This window comes from Bombella apis, assembly GCF_018221685.1.
Classification (GTDB): Bacteria; Pseudomonadota; Alphaproteobacteria; order Acetobacterales; family Acetobacteraceae; genus Bombella; species Bombella apis.
The window spans coordinates 263,366-287,265 of the sequence record NZ_JAGJTM010000004.1; the positions used below are offsets into that span (position 1 = coordinate 263,366).

Annotated in this window: 25 protein-coding genes; 6 read left to right on the forward strand and 19 right to left on the reverse strand. The window is 60.6% G+C overall.

Going from position 1 to position 23,900, the window contains the following annotated elements; translation table 11 throughout:
• Positions 1-2: 2 nt before the first annotated feature.
• Genes J8Z04_RS04445 through J8Z04_RS04455 form a run of 3 tightly spaced genes read right to left on the reverse strand, consistent with a single transcriptional unit; the run spans position 3 to position 2,119 of the window.
• The gene (locus J8Z04_RS04445) at positions 3-1,172 is read right to left on the reverse strand and encodes a DUF3383 family protein (RefSeq protein WP_103765807.1); all 1,170 of its coding nucleotides are present in this window, start codon (positions 1,170-1,172) and stop codon (positions 3-5) included.
• Positions 1,173-1,202: 30 nt separating this feature from the next.
• The gene (locus tag J8Z04_RS04450; RefSeq protein WP_192848602.1) at positions 1,203-1,784 is read right to left on the reverse strand and encodes a phage neck terminator protein; all 582 of its coding nucleotides are present in this window, start codon (positions 1,782-1,784) and stop codon (positions 1,203-1,205) included.
• The gene (locus J8Z04_RS04455; RefSeq protein WP_192848603.1) at positions 1,730-2,119 is read right to left on the reverse strand and encodes a hypothetical protein; all 390 of its coding nucleotides are present in this window, start codon (positions 2,117-2,119) and stop codon (positions 1,730-1,732) included. Before J8Z04_RS04455 ends, J8Z04_RS04450 begins: the two co-directional genes overlap by 55 nt.
• Positions 2,120-2,256: 137 nt before the next feature.
• Here J8Z04_RS04455 and J8Z04_RS04460 point away from each other — a divergent pair, with 137 nt between their 5' ends.
• Positions 2,257-2,448 (forward strand): hypothetical protein, encoded by a 192-nt coding sequence (locus J8Z04_RS04460; protein ID WP_043562128.1) that lies wholly within the window; start codon positions 2,257-2,259, stop codon positions 2,446-2,448.
• A 56-nt stretch (positions 2,449-2,504) separates the two neighbouring features.
• Here J8Z04_RS04460 and J8Z04_RS04465 read toward each other — a convergent pair whose 3' ends face one another.
• The 6 genes from J8Z04_RS04465 to J8Z04_RS04490 form a co-directional block, all read right to left on the reverse strand.
• Positions 2,505-2,969, reverse strand: coding sequence for a DUF4054 domain-containing protein (locus J8Z04_RS04465; RefSeq protein WP_192848604.1), 465 nt, complete (start codon positions 2,967-2,969; stop codon positions 2,505-2,507).
• A gap of 67 nt (positions 2,970-3,036) precedes the next feature.
• Positions 3,037-3,450 carry a hypothetical protein gene (locus tag J8Z04_RS04470; RefSeq protein WP_181005249.1) on the reverse strand — a complete coding sequence of 138 codons (414 nt, stop codon included), beginning with the start codon at positions 3,448-3,450 and terminating at the stop codon, positions 3,037-3,039.
• A 3-nt stretch (positions 3,451-3,453) separates the two neighbouring features.
• Complete coding sequence (locus J8Z04_RS04475) at positions 3,454-4,479, reverse strand: hypothetical protein (protein WP_052349250.1); 1,026 nt, start codon at positions 4,477-4,479, stop codon at positions 3,454-3,456.
• Between the two features lie 56 nt (positions 4,480-4,535).
• Positions 4,536-5,036: a structural cement protein Gp24 gene (locus tag J8Z04_RS04480; protein ID WP_192848605.1), complete on the reverse strand. Its 501-nt coding sequence runs from the start codon at positions 5,034-5,036 to the stop codon at positions 4,536-4,538.
• 35 nt (positions 5,037-5,071) lie between these two features.
• On the reverse strand, positions 5,072-6,001 hold the full coding sequence (locus tag J8Z04_RS04485) for a DUF2213 domain-containing protein (RefSeq protein ID WP_192848606.1): 930 nt from the start codon (positions 5,999-6,001) through the stop codon (positions 5,072-5,074).
• On the reverse strand, positions 5,998-7,434 hold the full coding sequence (locus J8Z04_RS04490) for a phage portal protein (protein WP_154980962.1): 1,437 nt from the start codon (positions 7,432-7,434) through the stop codon (positions 5,998-6,000). Before J8Z04_RS04490 ends, J8Z04_RS04485 begins: the two co-directional genes overlap by 4 nt.
• A 36-nt stretch (positions 7,435-7,470) precedes the next feature.
• On the opposite strand from J8Z04_RS04490, the gene J8Z04_RS09430 reads away from it, so the two are divergent.
• The gene (locus J8Z04_RS09430; RefSeq protein ID WP_256462226.1) at positions 7,471-7,602 is read left to right on the forward strand and encodes a hypothetical protein; all 132 of its coding nucleotides are present in this window, start codon (positions 7,471-7,473) and stop codon (positions 7,600-7,602) included.
• A 12-nt stretch (positions 7,603-7,614) separates the two neighbouring features.
• Here J8Z04_RS09430 and J8Z04_RS04495 read toward each other — a convergent pair whose 3' ends face one another.
• The 4 genes from J8Z04_RS04495 to J8Z04_RS04510 form a co-directional block, all read right to left on the reverse strand.
• On the reverse strand, positions 7,615-8,844 hold the full coding sequence (locus J8Z04_RS04495; RefSeq protein WP_197981634.1) for a PBSX family phage terminase large subunit: 1,230 nt from the start codon (positions 8,842-8,844) through the stop codon (positions 7,615-7,617).
• A gap of 14 nt (positions 8,845-8,858) precedes the next feature.
• Entirely contained in the window at positions 8,859-9,317 is a 459-nt protein-coding gene (locus tag J8Z04_RS04500) for a terminase small subunit-like protein (protein WP_052349176.1), read from the reverse strand.
• Complete coding sequence (locus J8Z04_RS04505; RefSeq protein ID WP_086431794.1) at positions 9,307-9,711, reverse strand: hypothetical protein; 405 nt, start codon at positions 9,709-9,711, stop codon at positions 9,307-9,309. Before J8Z04_RS04505 ends, J8Z04_RS04500 begins: the two co-directional genes overlap by 11 nt.
• 299 nt (positions 9,712-10,010) lie before the next feature.
• Positions 10,011-10,658 carry a hypothetical protein gene (locus J8Z04_RS04510; RefSeq protein WP_043561032.1) on the reverse strand — a complete coding sequence of 216 codons (648 nt, stop codon included), beginning with the start codon at positions 10,656-10,658 and terminating at the stop codon, positions 10,011-10,013.
• Positions 10,659-10,903: 245 nt separating this feature from the next.
• Between J8Z04_RS04510 and J8Z04_RS04515 the strand changes: the two genes are divergently transcribed.
• The 3 genes from J8Z04_RS04515 to J8Z04_RS04525 all read left to right on the forward strand — a co-directional run bounded on the left by J8Z04_RS04515 (position 10,904) and on the right by J8Z04_RS04525 (position 13,769).
• Positions 10,904-11,668, forward strand: coding sequence for a LexA family protein (locus tag J8Z04_RS04515; protein ID WP_166651630.1), 765 nt, complete (start codon positions 10,904-10,906; stop codon positions 11,666-11,668).
• Between the two features lie 17 nt (positions 11,669-11,685).
• The gene (dinB, locus tag J8Z04_RS04520) at positions 11,686-12,816 is read left to right on the forward strand and encodes a DNA polymerase IV (RefSeq protein ID WP_086431796.1); all 1,131 of its coding nucleotides are present in this window, start codon (positions 11,686-11,688) and stop codon (positions 12,814-12,816) included.
• 116 nt (positions 12,817-12,932) lie between these two features.
• Positions 12,933-13,769 carry an aldo/keto reductase gene (locus J8Z04_RS04525; protein WP_212125613.1) on the forward strand — a complete coding sequence of 279 codons (837 nt, stop codon included), beginning with the start codon at positions 12,933-12,935 and terminating at the stop codon, positions 13,767-13,769.
• A 65-nt stretch (positions 13,770-13,834) separates the two neighbouring features.
• On the opposite strand, the gene J8Z04_RS04530 is transcribed toward J8Z04_RS04525, so the two are convergent.
• On the reverse strand, positions 13,835-15,832 hold the full coding sequence (locus tag J8Z04_RS04530) for a DNA gyrase/topoisomerase IV subunit B (protein ID WP_192848607.1): 1,998 nt from the start codon (positions 15,830-15,832) through the stop codon (positions 13,835-13,837).
• Positions 15,833-15,873: 41 nt separating this feature from the next.
• Positions 15,874-16,410: a hypothetical protein gene (locus J8Z04_RS04535; RefSeq protein WP_081562618.1), complete on the reverse strand. Its 537-nt coding sequence runs from the start codon at positions 16,408-16,410 to the stop codon at positions 15,874-15,876.
• Positions 16,411-16,671: 261 nt separating this feature from the next.
• Here J8Z04_RS04535 and J8Z04_RS04540 point away from each other — a divergent pair, with 261 nt between their 5' ends.
• Complete coding sequence (locus tag J8Z04_RS04540; protein WP_143539805.1) at positions 16,672-17,280, forward strand: hypothetical protein; 609 nt, start codon at positions 16,672-16,674, stop codon at positions 17,278-17,280.
• A gap of 128 nt (positions 17,281-17,408) precedes the next feature.
• On the opposite strand, the gene J8Z04_RS04545 is transcribed toward J8Z04_RS04540, so the two are convergent.
• The 4 genes from J8Z04_RS04545 to topA form a co-directional block, all read right to left on the reverse strand.
• Positions 17,409-18,554, reverse strand: a complete 1,146-nt coding sequence (locus J8Z04_RS04545) for an OmpA family protein (protein ID WP_043561026.1) — start codon at positions 18,552-18,554, stop codon at positions 17,409-17,411.
• A 171-nt stretch (positions 18,555-18,725) separates the two neighbouring features.
• The gene (locus J8Z04_RS04550) at positions 18,726-19,079 is read right to left on the reverse strand and encodes a DUF1491 family protein (protein ID WP_086431799.1); all 354 of its coding nucleotides are present in this window, start codon (positions 19,077-19,079) and stop codon (positions 18,726-18,728) included.
• 34 nt (positions 19,080-19,113) lie between these two features.
• Complete coding sequence (locus J8Z04_RS04555) at positions 19,114-20,991, reverse strand: S41 family peptidase (RefSeq protein ID WP_192848608.1); 1,878 nt, start codon at positions 20,989-20,991, stop codon at positions 19,114-19,116.
• 178 nt (positions 20,992-21,169) lie between these two features.
• Positions 21,170-23,896, reverse strand: a complete 2,727-nt coding sequence (topA, locus tag J8Z04_RS04560) for a type I DNA topoisomerase (protein WP_192848639.1) — start codon at positions 23,894-23,896, stop codon at positions 21,170-21,172.
• Positions 23,897-23,900: the final 4 nt, after the last annotated feature.

Sequence of the window (23,900 nt, forward strand, 5' to 3'; positions counted from 1 at the left end):
ACTTACTGGACCTCGATGGATGCAAGATGAATGGACTGGACGGACTGGCCATCCGTGTACCAGAAGCGGCACGGGGGACTTCTGCGGGCGGCCCGGATGTCGGCTGCGGCGGTGGAGGCATTGGGCTGGAAGTACCAGCCCCGGCTCTGCACCGTGTCGCTGATGGTGGTTCCGGCAGCCTGGTCGATCTGCTGTTTCTGAAGGGATGTCAGCTGGATTCCGGGGCGGATGGCCCCGAAGCGCAGGGCCTGGTTGATGGTGTCCTGCACGCTGGCCGAGATCAGCCCATCCCCGAGGCTGTCATACGGAATCTGCCCGGTCTGGAGCAGAAGCGTGGTCAGGGCGGACTGGAAGGACGCATTGAGCCATATCTGGTTGATGTAGCTGTCCGCCCAGAGGAAAGCCCCCGAGACATGCCCGTCCTCCAGCCACTGGAAGCGGCCCAGCCCGTTGGCATAGGCCCCGTAGAAATTGTAGCCATTGGCCCGGAGAGTGGCGGCTGTCGTGGCATCGGTCACGCTGGGGGTGAGCAGCCCGCTGCGGCGAAAGCAGAGCGTGGTGCGCCCGTCCGTTGCGCTGAAATCGAGCGAGGCCAGCCAGCCGAGACAGAAGGCGGCAGCTAGAGGGTCCTGATAGATCAGGGTGGTGCCATCAATGTTCCGGTTTTGCAACCATGTGCCGAAGCTGGCACTGTTCTGCGGGTTGAGGGCCTGCTCGTCCGTGTCCCATGGGACATACCAGTAACGGTCCGTCGTGCCGGCCACCCATGTGGCGAAGGCCTGTTTCTGTGTCAGGGTGGGTTCCCATGTGGTGGTGAAGCCGGTGAAAGCCTGATTCTGGCTGGTGATGAGGTCCATCAGGCTGGCAGGATCGGCCTGGTGGGCCGGGTCCGCCATATGGATCAGCAGGGTGGGCGGTATCTGGGCTGCATCGTCATGGCTGGCGAAATAGACGGCGGCCATGCGGGCTTCCGGGCTGTTGGCGGGGAAGTCTTTCGTCACGTCTGCCAGGGAGCCGTAGGATTTCAGCTGACCTGTACCGAGAGCGGCTGAATCCGAAGGGGTTGTGATGAGCAGCCCGTTCATGAAAGGAACGCCACTGGCGGTGCCGAGTGTGACGGGATTGATGCTGACAGTCTGGGCAAGAGGGATGGTGCCGGTCAGGGAGGCCATGATGGAGTGTCCTTGTCTGTGAAAAAGGAATCAGTGGTCGGCAGATGGGAGGGGAGTGGCCAGGGTGGCTTCCACCATGGAGGCCATGCCGAGGGCTGTGGCCGTCTCGGCCGGGCGTTTCAGGGTGGTCATGATGACGAGACGCAGTGTCAGGGTGGCGGAGGCCTCATACTGCTGTTCTGCACTGGTGAAGTCCTGCTGCGTGAGGGGCCCGGTGTCTATGGGGGCGATGTCAGGCCGTCTGTGGCGGAACCACGCCACGGTCCGCCGGTCCCGCCACAGGGTGCTGACACCGCCCAGAACCGTCAGGGATTCAGGCCCACGGGCGGTGAGCCGGATGGACAGTTCCATGGGCTGGGAGATGGTGACGCCTTCTTCATCATGGTCATGGCTGTTGGTGGCGAGCGGACGGCGTGTGGTTGGCTGCATGACGAGATGGCTGCCTGAAGGCATGGGCAGACGGTTCTGCTGGCCCTGGAAGAGGCCCCAGCCTTCAGGCAGAATTTCTGCTTTTAGCCAGTCTCCCAGCATCTGCATGACCGTGCTGTCTGTCGGGGTCAGCTGGAACTCTGCCGGCATGGAATCTGGCGGGTGACGATCAGGCGGCACCATTCATTGGCTCCCCATTGTTCGAGTATTTTCGTGACCAGCCATTCCGATCCTTCAAACAGGAGGCTGTCGCCCCCGCTCTGCAGAGGGCGACTGAGAGTATGGGCGCTGCCTTGCAGAAAGACGGTGCGGCTTTCTCCCTGCTGGGCGATGTCGCCAATGAGCTGGAGGAGAGTGGCCGGGGCGGGCTGGATGTCGATCAGCATAGGGATGTCCTCATGAAGCGGGGTCGTGCTGTAATCGGCGGCAATCTGGCTGCCTGTCATGCGGCGGAGAATGGCAGGCTGAAGCGGGTTGATGGTGGTTGTCACGCTGCTGGCGAGAGAGAAGAGATTCATGCTGTCTGGCCTTCCATCAGGTGGTGAAACCGGTCAGGCGGGACTGGATTGACGAAAGCGCATGACTGCGCCACTTTACGGCCAGTTCTGGCTGGTTGCGGATGCGTGTTCAGCCAGTGAGACAGGAGTAAGATCGTATGTATGGTGCTGTAACCGGCAAGGCCGTGCTGTTTGCCGTGGTGCTGATCCTGTGTCTGCTTTCTCTGACACGGACCATTTTCCTGATGATGCGGGCCGGTGATGGCAAGCGTATCACCTTCGGTACGCTGGTCCATCTCGTGGTGCCTTTCCTGTTCGCCTATGTTGTCTGGAAGCTGCTCTGGCACTGAGAGCGTCAGGTGATGATGGAAGACGGCCCACCCTTCTGGGGTGGGCCGTTTCCGTATCAGGGCCAGAGGTAGGCTGGATGTGCCTGGCCAGGCAGGAAGCGCATCTGGCGGAGGGGGGCCGTGGCCTGCCAGAAGATCAGTCCATACTGTGTCTGGCTGAACCACCCGGCCTGCCTTGGCAGGGTACTGCCATCCAGTGTGATGGAGACCGCCCCCCGTGTGGCGGAGGCGACCCGTCCGACTGGCGGTGCCGCTGGCGGGCTGCCGGTGGCCTCGCCAGACTGGGCTGGTGTTTCGGTGGCGAAGAGCTGCGCCTGATGCGCTACCAGCAGCCAGAGCAGCGTCCTGCGTCGTGTCATGTCCCGGACAGGGGAACGGCCCGTATTGTTGAGGATCAGTTCTGCCAGCTGGAAGAAGCTTTCCGCCTGCCCGGCACTGACATGCCCGACGAAGGCCGGATAGGCGGCGAGCCAGTCCTGATAGGAAAAGATAACCTGCCCTGGGGGGGAGGAGTCCGTCATGGTGGCATTGTCTCCCGGTTGGAGGCCCGTGCCGTTGGGCTGGAGGGCATAAGGCACGGGCGGGTGGTCAGGCTGTTTTCTGCATGGGGGTGACACCTTCGGCCAGGGTGGTGTTGTCAGCCCCTTCCAGCCCCGTGCGGTCCTTGGCCAGTTCGGCCATGGCATTGTCGGCACGGGCGGGCGTGGTTTCGGCAAAGATGATCTTCCGGGTGATGAGGTCGCTCTGCCTGTTCTGTTCCAGCCAGGCTTTCCAGAAGTTGGTCGGCACGGTGGTCCGTCCTGCCCGCCCGAGCAGACGGTTTTCCACGGGATGGTAGAGCGGGTCCTGCCGGATGCCATTCAGCAGTATGGAGGACCGGGCCTGTGGCGGAGTCATGACGGGGGCCGTGGCCTGTGTCCGTTCGCTCAGGCTGGAGAGGTCATGCAGGTCGAGCCGGATGCCGGAAGGCAGACGGCAGAGGACGGTGACAGTATCGGCCATGGTTCAGATTCCTGTCATGGTGACGCAGGCCACCGGGTAGAACCAGATGGTTCCCCATGTGCCCTGGGATTTTTTCTGGCGGATGTAGGAGCTGTAGCGTTCGACCGCATGGGCACGCAGCTTCTCGGTAAAGGCGGTGGTGACACTTTCCTGCCCGTCCACCTCCCGCAGGAAGAGCTGCATCTGCGTGACCTTGCTGAGACCACCAGACAGCGTACTGCCGGCTTCCGGCAGGGTCTCGATCTTCAGGTTGGGCAGGTTCTCCCGCAGCAGTTCACGAAGGGAGACACGGAACTGGTTCGTGTACAGCAGGCACTGCTGCCGCTCCGTCGGAATGACGAGGGTCAGGGGGCTTTCCAGCGTGACATTTCCGCCCATCTGTTCGGAAAGCTGCTGGAAGGCCTTGAGAATGTCGGCATAGACCTGCATCGGGTCGGTCATGCTCAGCCAGTCGCTGCTGCCCGTTGCCGCTCCGGAAGGAGCAATCTTCGGGGTGGGCTGGATGGCCGGTGGCAGGGCCGTGTCATTGAGGGCACCACGCAGCTGGAGACCTTCCATTCCGAAGAGGCTGATGCGGTTGCTCGTCTTGTTCAGGATGGAGATGGACGCCTCATTCTTGCGGGAGACCCAGTCCAGCCGTGCCGCCCCCATGCGTTCCGCCTCCCGTTCTCCCCAGCGGGTCCATGTCTGGAAATGGAAGGACTGCCTCTGCACCCAGTTGGCGTTGACGTCACTGTCCCCGGAGCTGTCATAGTCCCCGTAGGAAGCTGTCTGGCCGGAAAGTTCGACAAAGGGGAATTGTGCCGTGTCCGTCAGCCAGTCGCCTTTCTGGCCCTGGCCATAGATGGCCTCGGCCCGGATGGGTGTGATGAGAGCCTTGATGGTGCGAGGGTCGGCATAGGTGGAAAAGATGGACGGAATGCCGGAATTGGGAGCCGTCACGGCGCTGTCGAAGGCCATGGCGTGGTCAAGCACGCCATGAATGCCGAAGTCACGTTTCAGCATGGCGGAAGAAATGGAGTGGGGCATGGTGATACCTTGCTTGTGGTCGGGAGCGGAGAAGGGGCGGGCGGGTTGAAGAGGGGTCAGGCCGTCATGGGGTGCATGGGGCCGGAAATGATGATCAGTTCTCCCGCACTGCCGCCACGGGAGACCGTCCAGCCTGTGGCCACGGTTCCCTGCGGTGTGTTGCCTGCCGGGGCCGTCTGGAGGCTGCCGTCACCTGTGGAGGCATAGACGGCCTGTCCCGCCGTGGCTGCCGTGCTGGCCACGGCCCAGAAGTCTCCGCCCTCAGCAAGGCTGGCCATGAAGCCCTGCGGCAGGGTCATGGTGGCGGACTGGAGATACTGCGTCGTCAGCCCCTGCTGCGAACGGTAGAGGAAGCCCGCCGGGGTGGTGGTGCCGGTGTGGCTCAGGCTCACGCCGTCTTCATGACGCCAGACGAAACGGGCAATGGTCAGCCCGCCCTCTCTGGCGATGAATCCGCCTTCCGGGGCGATGGCCGTGCGGATGGGGTTGGCACTGGCCGGGGCTCCGGGAAAACCCTGCGGCCATGTGTAGGAGACAGTCTGCTGGAAATCGGACATGGATGTGCTTTCTGTAAATCTGGGCAGGGATGGGGTCAGTAACGGCGTGGGGCCGTATACCCGGTGGCGGTTTCATCAGCGGCAGGAGCGTGCGTGATGGGTGGAGTCATGGCCTCCAGACGGGTCTGGACGAGGGCATGAAGACCGGCCTGATTGATGGCGGCGAGACTGTCCGCTGCCATGCCGGACTGCCGGAGGGCATAGCGGTAGACGTCATCGGCACTTTCCATGCCATGAACCTCTCCGACCAGGGGGCGGACAAGGCGGCGTGCCTCCTCCGTGGCCTGGCGCAGGGTACGGTCGGCGGAAAGGGCCTTCTGGATGGCCTCGTTCAGGGCAGATTCCGCCTCTTCATGGTGGGGTACCTCGGCGGTGGGCGTGTCGTCTTTCCGTGTCATGGTGGTGGCTGCTTTCCCTGTGGCTGAAGAATCATGGACCAGCACGTCAGGGCCGGCCCGTCCTTTTGTTACGAGAGCAATATGGTTTCCCCGGATGTTGACCATGCGTCCGTCATAGGGCTGGCCCTCATGGGTGCCCGGTGTCATGTCCGCCTCATAGGCGTAGCCGCAGGACAGTTCCTTCTGGTCGCCGGACTGGATGCGGGTGATGGCAGGACCATCAAAGATGACCATGCCGACCGTCAGGTAGGGGCTTTCGAAGCGGGCATTGTCCATGGTGGAGCCGACCGTCAGTTCCCTTGGGTGGGCATCCGCACTGGTGGGGACGTGTTCCTCCAGAACAGGCAGGGAGTTGAAACTGTCTGCCGCCTTTTCCAGTTCTTTCGGGTCCCGCAGGAGGCGGTAGGACTGGTCCGGGTTCAGGCCCAGCCGGGCATGGTCGGGAATTTCCCGCCCCTGATAGAGGCAGATGTTGGCCTTGCTGATGGGGGTCCGTTCCACACGGAGGCGTCCGTTGTCATCAAAACTGCGGACGGACCCGGTGCGGTCATAGGCGAGAATGGTCATGAGGCCTCGGATGGCTGTGGTTGTGTGGTCTGCTGCCAGAGGGGCTTGAAGGTGATCTCCAGCGCAGGGTCGGTGTCTCCCCAGAGGTTGAGCTGGATCAGGGTGAGCAGGCGGCTCAGCACGGGCCGCATGTGGGCTTCCTGAAAGGCGGCGATCTCATCGTAGAACACCCTGATTTCTCCAGCGGAGGAGGCGTTCAGCCCGTTGGGGGTGATGCCGAAGAGCTTCACGAGCGGTATGCCGGGTATGGAGGCCATGGCTTCCATGGCCTGGGACTGGAGGTCGGCAAGCCCTGTCAGGGGTGTGGCCACGATGGATACATCCTCGTTCTGCCGGTCGGCCACGATGATGTCCTGTCCTTCGGAAATTTTCTGCATGAAGGAGGCCCGCCCCGTGATGGAGGCTGTCGGGTCGGCCTCGTCGCTGGTGCCGGTGGCCATCAGGCCGCCCATGTCGGTCTTCAGGACAAGCCTGGAGAAATTGGTCGTGATGTTGCTGATGCTGTTGCGGGTCCGCAGGAAGTTGTGGACATAGGGGCGCAGCTGCTGTGTCAGGCTCATCCCGCCGAAATTGAATGACGGTTTGAAGAGGTCGGATACGCCATAAGGCACCATGCTGATGAGCCTGTCCCGATGGACAAGGCTGCCCTGCACCCACCAGTTGCGGGGCCGGTAATAGTCATCCTGCAGGGGAGAGTCGGCATTGTAGGCGTTGGGCGTGGTCCAGACCGGTTCGATGTTTTTCAGCCCGGCCAGAGTTCCCCTGCGGACCCCGTGGGGGGTGAGGGGCAGCGGGAGTGTCTGCCCATAGGTCGTGCGGGGCGTGTCAGCCATGTTGAGCCAGATATGGCCGATGCCGTAGAGCAGGCTGTCCAGAATCTGCTGGTGCAGAAGCTCGCGGACATTCAGCCGTTTCATCTCCACATCCAGCGCATGAAGGCGGGCTGCGGGATCCGACGGAAGAGCCGGAGAGGGATGGTCTGGGTTGTGCGTGCTGAGGCTGATCCATTCCCGTGTGGCTTCCCGTGCGATGACATCACAGGGTTTGCGGAACTCCGCCCGCTGGGCCATCTGGGCGAGGGTCGGATACCCCAGAAAACCAAGCCCGTCGGCCATCCATGATGGCTGGGCTGCCGTCTGTCCCATGGCCCAGCAGGCCATGTCCATCATGGCCGTGGGGGCAGAATCCATGCCGGGCTGGTCATGCCCTTCCGGCACGACGCCCGGTGGTGGCCGGTAGGGGGAGAATGGCGTGGCTGTCTCTCTGTCATCGGGTGTAGGGATGGTGTGGGAGGCCCGCCACAGGCGGGTCAGCCAGTGGGGACTTGTCTTCCCGGCCATACTGGTGTGACGTGGAGCGGCGGGTTCCTGCCGGGGGCGTGCGGTTGTTGTGGGCTGTTTTTCAAACAGACGGGTGAGAGAAAAACCGGGCATGGGCAAGGCCTATCTGTAACGGAAAGGAGACGTGTCATGAGATGGATCGACTGGAAGGCATCATCACAGCGTATTGCCGGACGGATGCTTCTGCTGGCCCTTCTGGGTGGGCTGATACTGGGGGGAGCCGTAGGGGGATGGCTGGTCTGGGCGCTGGGTCATCCGTGAGAGCCATGTCCATCAGGTAGGTGGTGCAAACCGTGAGAAATCCGGCAGAGGGGACTGGTTGGTGATGAGGCCATCCAGAGCGTAACGCAGGGCGTCGATGTAATGGTTGTTCGCATCTTCCACCTGCGGGAGGACATCGCCTGTCAGCGGGTCCGACCTGTAACGGTAGAGGCGGAATTCACGGACTGTCTGCTGGCAGCGGGGATGGATGCGGATGGACCGGAAGGAGCGCAGCCTCTCGATGCCATCCTGTACGCTTCCGGGCCATTTTCGGGCAGCACTGATGCGGAAATGATGGCGGGTGCGAAGGTAACTGATCGTTTCCGGCCGGGCACCGTCTGCCCGGATGGGCCAGTGGCGGATGCCCGGTATCCTGTCGAACAGGGCAGGCAGGTGGTCCAGTGGAATGTGGGTGCCGCCTGCCTCATGGTCGATATGGAGGATGTCCTCGTGAATGAAGCAGCGTATGACGGCTGTGGGGTCCCGTGAGAAGCCCCAGTCCACTCCAAAATGGAAGCGGCAGCTGCTGGGAGGCCGGAACTCTTCAACCGTGATGCGGTCGGGGAAGATGAGGGCTTCGTGATGCAGCTGATAGCCTCCCTCCCAGATATGGCCATAGTCCTGTGGTCGCAGATGTTGATCCCGTTTTCGTTCCTGGTCCAGAATATTTGGGAACCACGGATTGTCTGACCAGTTCGCCCGGATCGTGATGAAGGAGGGGTCACCTTCCGTGGCAGGATCACGCATGAAGGCATCCACAGGGTCGGAGGGATGATTGGGATTCCAGCTGAACCAGAGTTCGGAACCGGGCTGGCGGATGGTCGGGCGCAGGAGTTTCAGGGACCTGGCCGAGAGGGACTGCGCTTCCTCTACCCAGGCGATGTTCATTCCTTCCAGGGATTTTATGGTTTCGGCATTGTGGGACTGCATCCCCTGGAAGCGGATGACACCGCCGCCGGGTGTACGGATTTCCCTGTCCAAAACTGTGAAGAGGTGGGACAGGTTCAGGCGTGCGATGGTGTCCCGGAGCAGCTGGTGAACGGAAACAGTCAGGGATTTCTGGATTTCCCGGATGCAGACCGCCCGCAACCCGGGGCGCAGTGTGGCCTGTTCGATCAGCATTCCGGCAAAGAAACAGGACTTCCCGGAACCTCGTCCTCCCCAGATGCCTTTATAGCGGGCAGGCTGTAGAAGGGGCGCAAAGGCCCGGGGTGTCATGATGGTGACCCGGTCTGTTGTCATGAGGCCCCTGCATTTTATTGCGGTGATGTGTCCGGTGGTGTTGTGCCCGGAGCAGCGGGATCAATGATGAGCCGCTGGATGGTGTGTACGGGGCCGCCATCATGCCCGGCATGTTCCATGGTCTGCCGGTCGCCATACCGCTTTGGGGCACGGCGGGCCATGATCCAGCGGAGCATGTCGAACCTCAGCTTGTGGAAATTGACCGTGGCCGCATCAGCTTTTTCTGGCATGGCCCTGATATGGGAGAGGATGGTGCTTTCCAGACTGTCGGCAGACAGTTCCCGTGCCCGGCGATAACGGGGCAGGAGGGCCGGATGTTTCTGGAGCCAACGATAGAAGCTGCGCAGGGTGGGGCGCTGTGCGCCGGAGCAGATGTCATGCAGGGGAGTGCCGAGCATGAGGTCTTCCATCATTTCATCAAAGAGTTTCTGCGAGAAGGAGACAGGCTTTTTGCGGGGCGTGTCATGAGACATGGGTCGCATGAAGGCGGTTGCGGGCATGTCTGCCAGAGAAGAAGGGCAGCCTGTCACTTTCCAGAGCGTTGACCTGCAGTTCCCGGTGTGTCCGGAGGCGGAGCTGGGTGAGGGTGAAGGCGGAGAGACTTGCAGGCTGGGGGGTGACGGCCTGACGCTGCTTGAGGAAGGGAATGGCCCTGACGACCGCATTTTGTTTCAGTCCCAGAATGAGTTCATCCCTCCATGTCAGAGGAATGTCGGCCCTGTGTGTCAGGGCTGGAGCTTCGTGGATCGGGCAGAGAACAAGACTGTTGCCCTCTTCGGCAAGAACGGTGCAGAGGCCGCGTCTGGTCAGAACGATGCGGCCGCGGCCGAGCGGCTGCCCGGCGGGGGAGGAAGGCATGTGAGCCATGGAAGAAAGTCCGTTTTTAATGAATGCAGGTGCCGGGCATGGAAGCCGGATCATGCATGTCCGGCAGGATGGGCCTCGGTGGTGCAGTGGAGGTGGATCATGGCGCATGGGGTCGCACCGCCGGGAAGGGCGGTGGTTTGCGGAATCCATCCTGAAGGGAAAGAAAAGCTGTCTGTCTTGGAACAGCAGTCATGAAAAAAGCCGTACACCCCTCTGGGCGCACGGCTCGTGATGATGTCATTTTTATAGGCTAAAGCGGGTAAGCTGTCAACAGGAAAAAAGCAATCCGGGTGCCATGGTCAGTTGCGGAGTTCCGCAGCCGTGATCTTCTGGGGTTTGTTCAGGATGATCTCGCCATGCCGGATGATCTTCTCAAGACCTTCAGGGGCCAGATGATAGCGTCTGGACAGGGTCATCATGTCGAGCCCTTTGCGATGTTCCCGGGCAATGGTGACAGCCTGTCTGGCTTTTTCGCGTCTCTGTCCCTGCCAGAAGGCGGCTAGCATTTCCAGTGTGGCGGCGCACTCTTCCGAAGCCTTTTTGCGGGCACTGTCCGGGTGCAGATCGGGATAGAGTTTGGAGCCGAGGGAAGAAAAGGACCAGCCGAGTCCCAGCATGTTCACGAGCAGCTGGTGTCGGGCCCGTCCCGCATGGCGGCGGAAGGCGTTCAGCCGCCCCCAGGCTTTGCCCTGCAATGCATTGAAGGTGAAGACATTCCCCGCCTGTGCGGGGGCGCCGCCATTTTTCATGATGTCGAGATAGCCGTGTTCGGCCAGCATCCAGTCCTTGACCCACTGTTCTGCTTCAGAAATGACATCAGCAGTCAGACGTGAGGAGAGGGCACCAAGAGTGTTGGCACGGCGGCGCCTGCGGCCGATGATTTCATAATCGGGCTTGCGGGTCCGCTCCCGGGTCGGGGTGGTCGTGATGTGCGTGATGCGAGACAAAGGAATTCTCCCGGAAAACTGCGTTATGGTCCGTAATGGGGCATGGCCCCATGACAATCAGGTCATATGGAGAGGATGAAAGCAGTGAGGGTATTTCTTCCTTGGCAGATTGAGTGTCGGAGAGCCTCCTGTAAGGAATTGCTCTGAGGATGCGGGGATATACCCTTAACTGTCAAGAAAAATTAACAGGACCTAGGGTGTCCCCTGTCTGGACACACGCAGGAAAGAGGGATAATCCCCGTACTATGTCTATTGAATCGTTGTTGTCGCATCTGGATTCCCTTCTGGCGGCCCAGGGATTGTCCGACAGGCGGGCCTGTCTGAAAGCCCGTGAGATCAATCCTGCTGTTGGTGTGGATTTTTTGCGGGACATGCGTCGGCGCAAACATCTCCCCCGTACGGACAAACTGGCAGCCCTGGCCCAGGTGCTGGGTGTGCCGGTTGGTCCGCTGGTAGCAGAGATCAGCAGGTCTGAAGAGCAGAAGACAGTCGAACAGCCAGCGCCGTCTCCTAATCTGCCTGTTTCGCAGGTGCAGGTCTGTGGTGAGGTGCAGGCCGGGGTCTGGAAGGAGGCACATGAATGGCCTCTTCCAGACCAGTATGCGATCACCATTCCTTACGATGCAGCCTATCCCGGTCTGAAGCGATACGGGTTGATGGTGAAGGGGCAGTCCATGAACCGTGTGTTTCAGGATGGTTCGGTGGTTATCGTCATCAATTTTTCCGAGCTGGGACGCCGGCCCCGTAATGGGGATTATGTGGTCGCCATGCAACGTTCCAGAGTGTCGGATGGTTTCGAGGCCACCATAAAGGCGGTTCAGGTCAAGGAAAGCGGACAGATGGTTCTCTGGCCCCAGAGTACCGAGCCGGAGTTTCAGTCACCGATCATCCTGCCTGCACCGGGTGATACGGTCTGCCACAGCGCTGCTGAGAGCCCGGATGTAACCATCCTTGCGCTGGTTGTCGGCAGTTATGTGCCGATGCCAACGGCATCTTTTCAGGGATCGTGAGAGGGGCTGAGGCAGGCATGTCCCATCCGGCGGGGTTGGAAAGGGTGAAAGAGGGTAGGGCTGATGACGCTGCGAGGCGGATCCTGCATGTGGACATGGATGCGTTTTATGCTTCCATCGAGCAGCGGGACAATCCGGCTTTACGGGGCAGGCCAGTGGCTGTGGGGCGTGGGTCAGGTAGAGGTGTCGTGGCCGCTGCCAGTTATGAGGCCCGTGTCTTTGGTGTACGTTCCGCTTTGCCCTCGCACATGGCACTGGAACGTTGCCCGGAGCTGATCTTCGTTCCTCCCCGTTTTGACGTCTATCGTGCTGTCTCGGCTCAGATTCATGCCATTTTCCGGCATTATACGGCGCTCATACAGCCGCTGGCGCTGGATGAGGCCTATCTGGATGTTACGGAACAGTGGCCTCCTTATGGATCTGCTACAGCCGTTGCTGAAGCCATCCGGCGGGATATTCGGCAGCAGACAGGGCTGACGGCCTCAGCGGGGGTATCGTATAACCGTTTTCTGGCCAAACTGGCTTCGGGGCAGCGAAAGCCCGACGGGCTTTTTGTGATTTCCCCCCGGCAGGGCGCTGCTTTCGTGGCGGATCTGCCTGTGGAGAAATTCCATGGTGTGGGGCCGGCGACCACGCGGCGGATGCATGGTCTGGGAATCCACACGGGAGCGGACCTCAGAAAATGGACAGTACCGGAGTTGAGGCAGCATTTTGGCAGTTCAGCCCAGTTCTATCATGATATCGCCAGAGGTCAGGATCATCGCCCGGTAGAGGCCAACCGGCCCAGGAAGTCATTGGGAACGGAGACAACTTTTCCGCATGACGTGGCTGAATGGGACAGGCTGGCAGCGACGTTGAAAGCGATTGTCAGCAAACTGGCTGCTGGCTGTGCGCAGAAGCGCCTTGCCGGACGGACCGTTACGCTCAAGTTGCGCTATGCCGGATTTCATACGGTAACCCGGGCTCGCTCAATGGCTTTCCCTGCCGCCGATGAGTGCGTATTGCTGCCAGTGGCTCTGGAAATTCTGCGCAGTTTCTTTCCGCTGGACCGGCCAGTGCGACTGCTGGGACTGACCATTTCCTCGCTGGTGTCGTATGAGGACCGTTCCCTGCCGGTACAGATGGGTCTGTTTGAGCAGACTGTCTGATTTCCCGGGAGTGCATGGAGAATGGCTTGCCTGATCTTTCGGGAAGAGCGAGGATGAACGAACCGGCGGCACTGGCTGGTGGTCAGTGCCGTGTCGCCCAGAATCAGGGAGGGAACATGAGTGATTTTCCCAAGGATGCTGCATCCTGTGTACAGCTGAATGATGGTCATGCCATGCCGTGGATCGGGCTTGGTGTCTGGGAAACACCGCCTGATGAAACGGCTGATGTTGTCAGAACAGCCATAGAGCTGGGCTACAGGGCCGTGGATACGGCCCGGCTGTATCGCAATGAGGCGGGAGTTGGCGAGGGGCTGAAAGGGCACCCCGCCATGTTTGTCACAACCAAGGTCTGGAATGACGAGCAGGGTTATGATTCGACCCTGAAAGCTTTTGATGAGAGTGCCCGTCTGTTGCAGCGTGATGTGGTGGATCTCTACCTCATTCATTGGGCAATGCCGCAGCAGGGACTGTATGTGGAGACGTGGAAGGCTCTGATCGACCTTCAGAAACAGGGGCGTGTCCGGTCTATCGGCGTGGCCAATTTTGAGAAAGATCACCTCCAGCGAATCATGGATGAGACAGGTGTTGTGCCTGCCGTCAATCAGATCGAGATTCATCCTTTCTTCCAGCAGGAGGAGTTGCGGGCTTTTCATAAAAGCGTGGGAATTCAGACCGAAGCGTGGCGTCCTCTGGGCAAGGGGACTGTACTGAACAACGAGCTGATCGGTGATATTGCCAGACGCCACGGCAAAAGCCCGGCACAGGTGATTCTGCGCTGGCACCTCCAGAATGGGGTGATCGTGATTCCCAAATCAGTTCATCGGGAGCGCATGGCAGAGAATCTGGACCTGTTCGATTTTGTCCTGCCCGAGCAGGAGATGGCGGCGATCGCCACGCTCCATAGGGCGGATGGCCGCATGGGAGAGAATCCGGCGAATCCGGTATTCGGCTGACATGGAAGAGGCGCATCCTGTTTGTGGGATGCGCCTCTTCCTGTTTCCGGGGATGCTCGGGCGTGTCAGATATCGAGAAGATTGACCGACTGGGCCTGCTCCTGAATGAACTGGAAGCGCAGCTCAGGCTTGCGGCCCATGAGGCTCTCGATCCGTCTGCGGGTCATCAGGTTGTCTTCTGTCGGGACGGTTACACGCAGGAGTGTGCGGCGTGCAGGGGACATGGTGGTTTCCTTGAGGTCGGAAACCGGCATTTCCCCCAGCCCTTTGAAGCGTGAAATTTCAACTTTGGCATTGGGCTTGAAGTCCGTCTTCAACCTGCGGTCACGGTCGAGGTCGTTCATGGCGTAGATGGTCTTGCTGCCATGAGTGAGCCGGTAGAGTGGTGGCTGCGCCAGGTAGAGGTGCCCCTGCCGGACGAGCTCCGGCATCTCCCGGAAGAAGAAGGTCATCAGCAGGGAGGCGATATGGGCGCCATCCACGTCAGCATCTGTCATGATGATGATGCGGCCATAGCGCAGTTTTTCAAGGTCGAGAGTCTTGCCAAAGCCACAGCCAAGTGCCTCGATCAGGTCTTTCAACTCCGTATTGGCCAGCAGTTTTTCCTGTGTGGCAGAGGCGACATTGAGTATCTTGCCCCGCAGGGGCAGGACGGCCTGTGTTTCCCTGTCACGGGCCTGACGGGCAGACCCCCCGGCTGATTCGCCTTCCACGAGAAATATCTCCGTCTCATGGGCATTGCTGCGGGAGCAGTCTGTCAGCTTGCCGGGCAGACGCAGGCGCTTTGTCGCCGTTTTGCGGGTTGTTTCACGGGCTTCACGGCGGCGCAGGCGTTCTTCTGCCCGTTCGACCATATAGCTGACCAGACTGTCAGCCTGCTGGGGATTGCCCCCCAGCCAGTGGTCGATCCGGTCCCGCAGGGCACCTTCCACGAGGCGACTGGCCTCCTGTGTGGTCAGTCTGTCTTTTGTCTGTCCCTGGAATTGTGGGTTGCGGATGAAGACGGACAGACGGGCATTGATGGTGCCCAGCACATCTTCCGCCGTGATGGTGCTGGAACGGCGAATCTTGCGCTGGTCCCCCCAGTTGCGGAAGCCTTTGACGAGTGCCGCTCGCAGGCCGTTCTCATGGGTGCCACCCTGTGGTGTGGGGATGGTGTTGCAGTAGGAAATGAGAGCGCTGTTTCCCTGGTCGAGAAAGGCAACAGCCCACTCGACACGCCCACCGGGTTGGCCATCGGCAGCCACAGGCAGCTCAGCCTCACCAGCCCAGAGGGGGGTAAGCAGGGCAGGTGAGGGACCAAGATCAGCCGTCAGGGCATCTTCCAGACCATTTGGATAGGCGATGACAGCTTCGGCTGGTGGAGCATTGTCCCCTTTCAGAAGTTCCGGGGCACAGGACCATGTGATGCTGACCCCCCGGAACAGCGCTGCCTTGATCTGGCACTGGCGGTACAGGCGGGCCGGGGAGAAATGCAGGGGGCCGAAAATGTCACTGTCCGGGGTGAAACGCACCATCGTGCCACGCCGGATGGCAGGTTTTGTGCTTTCTAGCGTACTGGTTGGCAGACCACGGGAGAAAGTCTGTCGCCATCCCTTGCGGTTGCGGTAGACCTCGACTTCCAGATGGGAGGCCAGTGCGTTGACGACAGAGCTGCCCACACCATGCAGACCGCCTGATGTGGCATAGGATTTGCCAGAGAATTTCCCTCCCGCATGGAGCGTGGTGAAAATGACCTCAAGGGCTGATTTTTTCGGGAAGCGGGGATGGGGGTCAGTCGGAATCCCACGGCCATTGTCACGGACCATCAGGGTGTGGGCGTCTTCCAGACAGACCTCGATGGTCGTGGCATGACCCGCCACGGCTTCATCCATGGCGTTGTCAATGATTTCGGAAGCAAGATGGTGGTAGGCCGCATCGTCCGTACCCCCGATATACATGCCAGGGCGACGGCGTACCGGCTCCAGCCCTTCAAGGACCTCAATGGCCCCGGCATCATACTGTTCAGCTGGCTGTACATGGGAGGGGGCAGGTGTGGAACCCTGCTCGAACATATCGGCCATCCTGTGATCCTGTCTGTCGGGGCGTGGGGAGGGGCGGGAGGTCAGCCCCGGCGCCTGCGGCGGCTCGTGGCCCGGTGGGGAGGCTGGGGTGCCGTGCAGCTTTCGTAGGAAGAAGGCTGAACAATATCCTTGGCCTCGGCATAATGGGCGAGGTCGCTGTTCGAATCGTCCAGCGCCTCGATCTCGTCATACATCGGCACACGTTGGGCACAGAAGGCCGTACCGGACTTCAGCCCCCCCAAGGACTGCACATCCGCCAGCTGCGTGATGTAATCATCATGTTTTTTCTGCGCCTGGCGGCCAAATGTCCGGTGGAAATAGGAATCCAGCCGTCTTTCCGATTCTGTCAGGATGGGGCGGAAGCGTGTGATGAACTGGTTGTAACGGTCCTGCGTCTGGCAGGAGAGAGCCGTCACCATGAGTTCCGATTTCAGACCAGCCAGATTGAAGGCTGAATGGTCTTCTGCCGAAGAGTGGCAGGCTGCTGCCCATGAGGCAGGGGCAATGGCAAAAAAAGCCGCAGTGGCAAGGGCCAGTCCAGTCCTAGAGAAGGACAGGCCGTAGGACAGAAGAGACATATGAAAACTCCCGCTGACAGGTTCTCTGCCTATATCATGGTCATTTGGGAAAGTCTGCCCTGAGACGGGCAATTCTTTGGTGGATATGGCCGTGTAATGATGAAGGAAACGTTAAACATAACTGACAGAGAAAGAAATATGGAAGACCTCATTCTCATGATGGTGCTGAAAGCGTATCGTGCGTTCTGAAAACTGGCGGATTGCGGGCAGGGGCCTGGATGCGCCTTTTTTATCTGTTTTTAGTTTTCTCTGGAGTGGACTGTGCAGCAGAGCAGTTTTCTAGTGCGGGCAGGGGTTGTCGGTGCAACTCTTCTGGCCCTTGGCGGGTGTGTCGGCCAGCAGTCAAGGGGGCCGAGTGGCATCGAGATTCCTCCCAATCCTTTTGCCAACGAGAAGCGGGCTGCTCATTGTGAGGTATCGCCTGTGCAGACAGACGCCACGGGCCGCATGAGTGTGAGCATGACGGTCAGCGCTGGTGATGGCGGTACCTGCCCGTTTTCTGTCAGCAAAGGGGGTGGAGGCAGTTACGTGTCTTTTGGTGTGGTTCCTCCGCCGGAGAATGGCAGGGCCTTTCTGTATAATTATGATAACCGCACATATGTGGAATACACCCCTGCGGCGGATTACAAGGGGGCTGACGGCTTCACCGTGGAGTTGATTCCTGCCCATGCACAGCCACGCCGTCAGCTTCAGGTCCGTGTGCAGGTCGAGCCGGCTGTCGTTGCAGCTGCCCCCGCCCCCTCTGAGGAACCGGGCAAGAAGATGGCCGAATCAACTGAGAAAAAGACGCCTCAGGCTGTCCATCATGCGACCTCCCGAACGGTGCATCATGCCGTCAGCAGGCACGCTCCGGCAGCCAAGACGAAGTAACAGGGCGTAGAGACCTGTCAGAAAAAACGGGCCGGACACACTGAATACGTGTCAGGCCCGTTTTTTGAGAGAGCACATCAGGATGTCTGACCGGCAGGCGAAGGCCGGTCAGACTCTGAAGTACCTGTTTACTGGAAGTCGATTTCCACCCGGCGGTTCTGCGGTTCTGCCGTACCGGGGCGGGTGGAGACCAGTGGCTTCGAATCACCAAAACCGTGAACCTCGATGACGCCAGCCGGTACGCCATCGCGGATCAGCTCTGCCTTGATGGTCTGCGCACGGCGGAGAGACAGGGCCATGTTGTAGGCTTCAGCCTTCCGGCTGCCAGGACGGACAGCCGAAGAATCGGCATGGCCATTGACCTGGATCCGGGTGAACTGGGCTGATGTGGAGTTGCGGGCAGCTGTTTCCACGATGGCCCGCGCCCGGTCGGACAGGTTGGCACGATCCCAGTCGAAGAACACCAGATAGGTGCGGACGGGGGCAGGTGCCGGGGTGGAGAGGGTGGGGGCCTGTGTCGGTGGCGGCGGAGCCGGGTTGAACTCATAGCGCAGCCCGAGCATCAGGGAATGGTTGAAATCTGTCCGGCTGCCACGCTTGCCGCTGACGGGTCCACTGTCGGGGGCAGCGATGTTGTAGGATGCTGTCGTGAAGTGCCTGTGGCGGCCCGTGATGGTGTAGAAGCGATATTCCATTGTGGTGGAAAGGCCAACAACCCATGGCACGGGCAGTGAAACACCAAAGATGCCCTGATAGGCAAAGCCGCCTGCGCTGTCACGGGTCCGCTGCCTGTAGCCCCTGTCTGCGCCTGTCCCCTGGATTCTGGTGTTCGTGAACTGGCTTCCATAACCGATACCAGCCCCGAAATAGGGGTAGATCCAGTTCTGGCCGATATCCATGTCAAACAGGGCATTGGCCATGCCCCCGTATTTCTGCTGGTGACCATGGGCTGTGCTGCTGAAGCCGGGGGAATGGAACCGGGAAAGGCGGTTGTTGCGGTAGTTGCCCTCCACTTCCACACGGAAACCGTTCCCCAGTCCCCAGCCGATGCTGCCCAGCCCGGTGATGCCTGTCGCAAAGTCGTCCCGACCATGCGCAAAGAGCTTCGTGTGGGGATTGACGGTCTGGGACTGGTTGAAGCTCGCCCCCGCTGCCCCGCCGACATAGAGGCCACGGACAGGCTGTGCCCGGGCCGCACCAAACGCCATGACTGACAGGCAGGCGGCACAGGCGCTGCGGGCCAGCAGTGATGTAATGGAGGGGCGTGCGGTCATGTAATTACTCTCCAGCCAGACAGGTGGCTACCCTTTTCACTGAAAGTGACAGTAAACGCAATGGATTGCCGGGACATACCTGTGCCGTTTGCGTCTGAATCGGGAAAAGATGTGTCCTATGTGTTACAGGTGGATGAGGCGTCGGTCGGCCCCCGGGGAACATGGGGCTGGTCAGTCTTCATGGCTGAAGCGGCGTGTGGTGATGTCATGTTCCAGCGGGTGGGTGCTGTCTAGGACATCAACCTCCATGATCCAGAGGTCAGGGTCGTACCGTTTCTGCCGTTCCAGATAGGCATTGGCCTGCATCATGGCACTTTCCGTGTCGCTGTCCTCAAAGGTCTGGCGCAGCCATGTCGCACCCTGTTCCCGTAATATGGCGATGCGTCCATCCCGGCCATTCAGCATGATGAAGACACTGCCAGCATCTTCGTCACCTTTACGGACCAGAGCGGCCATCAGGCCATTCTGGTTGAGGTGCCTGAGGGTGGCACGGACCCAGAATCCGGTTTTCAGGCCATGGAACATGAGTCCGGTCTCCCTGCCAGATGGTGCATAGTCGTCATGGGGTGGTGTTAGCCGCCGGGTGAATTGCCGTGTTGTCTGGCAGATGCAGGAGGGCAGCACGATAGGTGTGGGGGATGATGAAAAGTGCCAGAGCGGCGGAGATGTCGGTCGGGCTGGCAGCGGCAGGGGGGCAGACCTGTCGCAGGGCACGCCGTGCCGCCTCCGGGCTGTCTGTGCTGATGAGGCGGGACTGGCGCAGGGCATCGGTCATGAGGGACTGGTCAGCACGAAGCGCTGCCAGCTGGTCCCGGAGGGAAAACTGTCCCTGGGGGCTTGTGCAGAGCTGGGGCAGGACCCCAAGGTCCTGCAGGGCCCAGCCTTGGGGAGCGGTGATGTGTGCCCATGTCAGGGACAGGTGCCCCCCGTTGGGCAGGGTGGAAGAAATCTGGACCATGCCTTTGCCAAAGGTACTGCTGCCGGTCACAACGGCCCTTTGCTGGTCGGCCAGCGCTGCTGCCAGAACTTCGGCTGCACTGCCCGTATCCTGGTCAACCAGCAGGGCCAGCGGGGTATTGTTGGTCAGATCCCCGCCCTGGATGCTCCAGACGTGATTGGCCTCCGCCGCCCGTCCTTCGGTCGTGGCGATCACGCCGTGGTCGAGGAAGAGCGCCGCCGTCATGACCGCCTGTTGCAGGATTCCTCCATGGTTCCCGCGCAGGTCCAGCACGAGGCCGGGCAGGGTGGGCGCTGGTGGGGTCCGGCCGTCTGGAGGGTGGGGCAGACTGCTATTTGGGGGTGTTTCTGGCAGGAGCGTGGAAAGATACTGGCTGACTTCTTCGGCCGTCCGGCTGGAAAAATGGGTGACCCGCAGGACGGGGAACCGCCCGGCCTGTTCAGGGAAGACACTTTCTTCTGCCATGCGCCCACGGGTGAAATTCCTGATGAGATGATGTCCGTCCTGGGTGCGGAATTCCAGCTCCACCGTACTGCCAGCAGGGCCAGTCAGCATGGCCTGGAGGGCGGGCAGGGCCATCTGGCGTGTGCTCTGGTGGTCGAGGCTGGTCAGGCTGTCTCCCGGTATGATTCCGGCATCCCACAGAGGGCTGTCGAGGTTGAGGGCTGCCACGACAGGGAAATGGGCTCGTGTCCGGCGGAGGGTCAGCCCGACGCTTGCTGCGGGTTCGGGTGGGGGCTGGGCAGGCGTGACGGCATCAGACTGGCTGGGCGGCGGTGGAGGAGACTGATAGCGGGAATAGGGGTCCAGCCTGGCCAGAAGGCCATTGAGAAAACGGCTCAGCAGGGTTTCATCATTCATGAGCTGGTAGGATGGCACATCACGTCGCAGGAGCGTGATGAGCTGGAGGCTCAGATGGCTCCAGCCGGTCACGTCGTCCTTGCCGGGTGTCCGGACAGACAGCAGAGGGTGCCTGTCATGGAGCAGGCTCATGTGAGCCGGGCTGAACATGGTTCCGGGCTGGACGGCGAGGGTGAAGCTGGATGATGGCGCCTGCCCATGATCCGGCTGTTGTAAAGGCTGGGGGACTTCCAGCAGGGCCTGCATCCCCCAGAGGCAGAGTTCCTGCGGTGTGTGCGCAGTCAGCATCCGGGGAAGCATGAATGTAAGGGCGGTTGATAATGTCAGCTCTGCCAGCCGGTCTTCATCCGTGAATTCCGGGAGAGCCGGAGCGGTGGGCACGGGGGTGGATCGGGAGGAGCTGCCTGTCCCTGCGGGTTGGGATGTTGTGGTGGCGATGGATCCGACCGGGGTGGAGGAGGGTGCTCCAGGGCGGCCGGCAAAATGGTGGAGCAGCCGGTTCCAGAAAGGATGGGCCTGAACAGGCTGGGCGATGGCAGAGCCGACTGTCAGCACGCCGGACAGGGCAACCCCGGTGAAGGCTGTGCAGACGGGACGCAGGAGGCGAACTGGCATCATGAAGGCGATGGACCGGACTGGTAAGAAAAAGGGAAGATGAAAAGCCGGGACACTGTCACATGGTTTCTTTCGGGGACAGAGGCCGGGCAGGGCGGATCGTGCCCGTTGCGGGCCGGGGGCGTGCCATCATGGAAGACACATCCCCCGCTATTATGCCGCATTCATGGAAGAAGGGAAATCAGAAAGGAAGGTCATCCTTGCTGATGGGCGCCTCTGGTGAGGTTTTGCTGCGGCTGCCGGTTTTTGTGGTTCCGCTTTTTGTTGTTTTGGCTCTGCTGGTTGCCTTCCCTGTCGCTGCCTTTTTGGTGGCCGTTTTTCTGGTCGTGCTCTTCGCCGTAGTGGTTTTTCTGGTCGTGGTCTTTTTGGCGGCCGTTTTTTTCGTGGTTGTCTTGCGGCCACCTTTCAGCGGTTTGCCTTTTTCATCCAGCAGGGTGAGGGCCTCTTCCAGCGTGACGTCATCCATCGAGTCCCCTTTGGGGAGAGTGGCAATGGTCTGGCCATGCTGCACATAGGGACCAAAACGTCCCTTGCGGACCATGACGACCTCACCATCCTTGGGGTGCGTACCCAACGTGCGGATGGAGGCCAGCTTTTTGGCCAGAGCATCAACGGCCCGGTTCAGGCCGATGGTCAGCACGTCATCATCCTTGCTGAGCGTGCCGTAGATGCTGCCCATCTTGACGAACGGTCCGAAACGGCCAAGACCGGCCGTGATCATCTCGCCCGTTTCCGGGTGGGGGCCAACCTCACGGGGGAGGGAGAGAAGGCCGATGGCTTCCTCAAGGGTGAGCGTTTCGCCGTTACGGTCCTTGGGGATGGTGGCCCGTTTTGGTTTGGCCTTCCTGTCTTCAGGGTCCGGCTCGCCACGCTGGACATACAGCCCGTAAGGCCCACGACGGAGGGTGATGTCCTCGCCCGTGGCAGGGTCATGGCCAAGCAGGCGCATACCGTCCGGTAGGGCAGTCTCCTCGCCATTATCAACCGCCAGGGGGCGGGTGACACGGCATTCCGGATAGTTGGAGCATCCCAGGAAGGCTCCATGCCGCCCCAGCTTGAGGCCCAGCCGTCCATCAGTGCAGGACGGGCAGCTGCGTGGATCACTGCCATCCGGTCGGGGTGGGAAGAAATGGTTGCCGAGGTCCTGGTCCAGCGCATCAATGACATCAGAGATTTTCAGGTCTTTTGTCTTGGCAACCGTGGCCGAGAAGTCGTTCCAGAAGGCGGACATGACATCATGCCAGTCAGCCCGGCCATCCGAGATGTCATCCAGCTGCGTCTCCAGCGAGGCCGTGAAGCCCGTATCTACATAACGCTGGAAAAAAGAGGTGAGAAAAGCCGTGACCAGCCGCCCCCTGTCTTCCGGCACGAAGCGTCGGGCATCAAGGCGCACATAATTGCGGTCCCGCAGGACGCTGAGGATGGAGGCATAGGTGGAAGGCCGCCCGATGCCGATTTCTTCCATCTTCTTGACCAGTGATGCTTCGGAATAGCGGGGCGGTGGCTGGGTGAAGTGCTGTTCGGCTGTCACGTCCTTCGTGCCCAGCTGGTCGCCTTCCTTCATGGCGGGGAGAAGGCGGTTCTGGTCATCATCCCCGCCTTTTTCCTTGTCATCATGGCCTTCGATATAGAGCTTCAGAAAGCCGTCAAAGGCGATGATGGAGCCGGTGGCCCGCATCAGGGTCTGCTCCTGTTCATCACCGATGGTGACGGCTGTCTGGTCCAGCTCGGCAGACTGCATCTGTGAAGCAACGGAGCGCTTCCAGATCAGCTCATAAAGGCGTTTCTGGTCCGCCGTGAGCACGGAGGCGACAGAAGAAGGTGTACGGGACACATCGGTAGGGCGGATGGCCTCGTGGGCTTCCTGTGCGTTTTTTGCCTTCGTGGTGTAGGAGCGTGGCTTGCCCGGGCAGTAATCTTTGCCAAAGGATGAGCTGATATGGGAGCGGATGGCCTGCACGGCCTCCGAGGCCATGGTGACGCCATCGGTACGCATGTAGGTGATCAGGCCGAACGTCTCGCCATTCAGGTCCACACCCTCATAAAGCTGCTGGGCGGTGCGCATGGTGGTCTGTGCACTCATGCCCAGCTTGCGGGAGGCTTCCTGCTGGAGGGTGGAGGTGGTGAAAGGCGGTGCCGGATTGCGGCGTGTCCGCTTCCGCTCGATCTTCCGTACGCTGAGGGCGGAGGAGCGGACCAGATCACGGGCCCTGTGGGCCATGTCCTCATTGGTCAGGGCGAACTGGTCGAGTTTTCTGCCTTCAAGATGGGTCAGTTTTGCGGTGAAGTCCGCCTTGGCGGGAGTTGTGAAGAGACCTTCCACACTCCAGTATTCCCGGGGTTTGAAGACCTCGATTTCCGCTTCCCGTTCGCAGATCAGCCGCAGGGCGACAGACTGCACACGCCCTGCACTGCGGCTGCCGGGCAGCTTGCGCCAGAGAACGGGAGACAGGGTGAAGCCGACCAGATAGTCCAGCGCACGGCGGGCCAGATAGGCATCAATCAGGGGGCGGTCCAGCGTACGGGGGGCCTTCATGGCCGCAGCGATGGCGTTTTTGGTGATCTCGTTGAAGGTGACCCGCTCGACCTCAATATCCTTGAGGAGCTTTTTTTCCTCGAGGGCACTGCGGACATGCCACGAGATGGCCTCACCTTCCCTGTCCGGGTCGGTGGCGAGAATCAGTTTGCTGGCCCCTTTGAGAGCCTTGGCAATGGTGGCAATCTGTTTCGAGCCACGATCATCGGTCTGCCACGACATGGCGAAATTCTCGTCAGGGCGCACGCTTCCATCCTTGGGAGGAAGGTCCCGCACATGGCCGAAGGAGGCGATAACGGTATAATCGCTGCCGAGATAACGGTTGATGGTCTTTGCCTTGGCAGGGCTTTCTACAACCACAACATTCTTCACTGCC

Excerpts from the sequence above, each read along its gene's own strand:
- J8Z04_RS04445 (WP_103765807.1), bottom strand. The coding sequence starts at position 1,172 with ATGGCCTCCCTGACCGGCACCATCCCTCTTGCCCAGACTGTCAGCATC.
- J8Z04_RS04450 (WP_192848602.1), bottom strand. The coding sequence starts at position 1,784 with ATGGTGCCGCCTGATCGTCACCCGCCAGATTCCATGCCGGCAGAGTTC.
- J8Z04_RS04455 (WP_192848603.1), bottom strand. The coding sequence starts at position 2,119 with ATGAATCTCTTCTCTCTCGCCAGCAGCGTGACAACCACCATCAACCCG.
- J8Z04_RS04460 (WP_043562128.1), top strand. The coding sequence starts at position 2,257 with ATGTATGGTGCTGTAACCGGCAAGGCCGTGCTGTTTGCCGTGGTGCTG.
- J8Z04_RS04465 (WP_192848604.1), bottom strand. The coding sequence starts at position 2,969 with ATGACGGACTCCTCCCCCCCAGGGCAGGTTATCTTTTCCTATCAGGAC.
- J8Z04_RS04470 (WP_181005249.1), bottom strand. The coding sequence starts at position 3,450 with ATGGCCGATACTGTCACCGTCCTCTGCCGTCTGCCTTCCGGCATCCGG.
- J8Z04_RS04475 (WP_052349250.1), bottom strand. The coding sequence starts at position 4,479 with ATGCCCCACTCCATTTCTTCCGCCATGCTGAAACGTGACTTCGGCATT.
- J8Z04_RS04480 (WP_192848605.1), bottom strand. The coding sequence starts at position 5,036 with ATGTCCGATTTCCAGCAGACTGTCTCCTACACATGGCCGCAGGGTTTT.
- J8Z04_RS04485 (WP_192848606.1), bottom strand. The coding sequence starts at position 6,001 with ATGACCATTCTCGCCTATGACCGCACCGGGTCCGTCCGCAGTTTTGAT.
- J8Z04_RS04490 (WP_154980962.1), bottom strand. The coding sequence starts at position 7,434 with ATGCCCGGTTTTTCTCTCACCCGTCTGTTTGAAAAACAGCCCACAACA.
- J8Z04_RS09430 (WP_256462226.1), top strand. The coding sequence starts at position 7,471 with ATGAGATGGATCGACTGGAAGGCATCATCACAGCGTATTGCCGGACGG.
- J8Z04_RS04495 (WP_197981634.1), bottom strand. The coding sequence starts at position 8,844 with ATGACAACAGACCGGGTCACCATCATGACACCCCGGGCCTTTGCGCCC.
- J8Z04_RS04500 (WP_052349176.1), bottom strand. The coding sequence starts at position 9,317 with ATGTCTCATGACACGCCCCGCAAAAAGCCTGTCTCCTTCTCGCAGAAA.
- J8Z04_RS04505 (WP_086431794.1), bottom strand. The coding sequence starts at position 9,711 with ATGGCTCACATGCCTTCCTCCCCCGCCGGGCAGCCGCTCGGCCGCGGC.
- J8Z04_RS04515 (WP_166651630.1), top strand. The coding sequence starts at position 10,904 with ATGTCTATTGAATCGTTGTTGTCGCATCTGGATTCCCTTCTGGCGGCC.
- dinB (WP_086431796.1), top strand. The coding sequence starts at position 11,686 with ATGTCCCATCCGGCGGGGTTGGAAAGGGTGAAAGAGGGTAGGGCTGAT.
- J8Z04_RS04525 (WP_212125613.1), top strand. The coding sequence starts at position 12,933 with ATGAGTGATTTTCCCAAGGATGCTGCATCCTGTGTACAGCTGAATGAT.
- J8Z04_RS04530 (WP_192848607.1), bottom strand. The coding sequence starts at position 15,832 with ATGGCCGATATGTTCGAGCAGGGTTCCACACCTGCCCCCTCCCATGTA.
- J8Z04_RS04535 (WP_081562618.1), bottom strand. The coding sequence starts at position 16,410 with ATGTCTCTTCTGTCCTACGGCCTGTCCTTCTCTAGGACTGGACTGGCC.
- J8Z04_RS04545 (WP_043561026.1), bottom strand. The coding sequence starts at position 18,554 with ATGACCGCACGCCCCTCCATTACATCACTGCTGGCCCGCAGCGCCTGT.
- J8Z04_RS04550 (WP_086431799.1), bottom strand. The coding sequence starts at position 19,079 with ATGTTCCATGGCCTGAAAACCGGATTCTGGGTCCGTGCCACCCTCAGG.
- J8Z04_RS04555 (WP_192848608.1), bottom strand. The coding sequence starts at position 20,991 with ATGATGCCAGTTCGCCTCCTGCGTCCCGTCTGCACAGCCTTCACCGGG.